Origin of the sequence: Paenibacillus sp. 1011MAR3C5 (genome assembly GCF_003591485.1) — a bacterium.
In the GTDB taxonomy this organism is placed as follows: domain Bacteria; phylum Bacillota; class Bacilli; order Paenibacillales; family Paenibacillaceae; genus Pristimantibacillus.
Map to the genome: position 1 here is coordinate 1 of NZ_QZCF01000022.1, position 1,106 is coordinate 1,106.

Annotated in this window: 2 protein-coding genes; both read left to right on the plus strand. The window is 44.6% G+C overall.

Translation table 11 applies throughout. The features are described 5' to 3' along the window. Nucleotides 1-67: 67 nt before the first annotated feature. Nucleotides 68-751, plus strand: coding sequence for a helix-turn-helix domain-containing protein (locus tag D3P07_RS26665; protein WP_119804057.1), 684 nt, complete (start codon nucleotides 68-70; stop codon nucleotides 749-751). A 271-nt stretch (nucleotides 752-1,022) separates the two neighbouring features. Further along, nucleotides 1,023-1,106, plus strand: an 84-nt coding sequence (locus D3P07_RS28000; RefSeq protein WP_397334627.1) for a hypothetical protein, incomplete at its 3' end; no start/stop codon positions are given.

Sequence of the window (1,106 nt, forward strand, 5' to 3'; positions counted from 1 at the left end):
TGATATGCTCCCCTTTAGGTAGACAGGTGAAATAATAAAACCTGTTTATCAAGGGGAGTTTTTTTTCATGTCCAAAATAAATGAGTACTGCGTGGAAGAGAAATTAGCCATTTTGAAGGAGCATGAAGCAGGACAGGGATCACAAAGTGAGATCGCCTTTAAATATAACATTAACGTTAGTACTTTGAAGGAATGGCGAAGTCGTTATAAACTGTACGGAGTCGAAGGGTTAGCATGTCGTGCAGAGAATAAGAGCTACTCCGTGGAACTTAAACTTCAGGCGGTTCAAGATTATCTATCCGGAAAGTACTCTCAGAATGAAATCATAAGGAAGTACCGTATGGCAAGCCGTACACAACTCCGAAACTGGATTAAGAAGTATAATAGTCATAGCGGTCTAAGACCGTATAAGAACGGAGGCGGAGCCGCTATGACAAAGGGACGGACAACGACTTGGGAAGAACGAATAGACATCGTAATGTATTGCCTTTCGCAAAATCGAAACTATCAAAAAGCAGTAGAAAAGTATCACGTTTCTTATCAGCAAGTTTATGGTTGGGTAAAGAAGTACGAAGCAGATGGCGAGAACGCTTTACGAGATGGCAGAGGGCGCACGAAGGCACCTGAAGAGTTAACCGAGGCCGATCAGCAAAAGCTCGCCATGAAGAGACTGGAGTACGAAAATGAGCGGCTTCGGGCGGAGAATGCTTTCTTAAAAAAGTTACAGGAGTTTCAAAGGAGGCGTCGCTAAGAGGGCATCGACAGGAAAACATTTACCTCGCTATCCAAGCCGTGCAGCAGGCAGAATCACTTAGCATACAGCTTCTGTGCAAGGTTGCAGGGATTCCAAGGTCAAGTTACTACAAGTGGCTCAGTCACAAGCCTAGCCAACGACAATTGGAGAACCAGGAGCTGACGGCGGTCATGATGGCGTTGTATGAGAAGGTTGAAAGCACCTTCGGCTACCATCAATTGACGCTGCATATGGTCGAAAAACGGAGAAGCAGATTAACCATAAACGCGTGTATCGTCTGATGAAGATAAAAGGGATTCAATCCGTCATCCGTAGGAAGAAAAAGAAATATGAGCATTCTACGCCGCAACAT

What these genes read in the sequence shown, in the direction of transcription:
- D3P07_RS26665 (WP_119804057.1), top strand. Translation starts at nt 68, where the DNA reads ATGTCCAAAATAAATGAGTACTGCGTGGAAGAGAAATTAGCCATTTTG.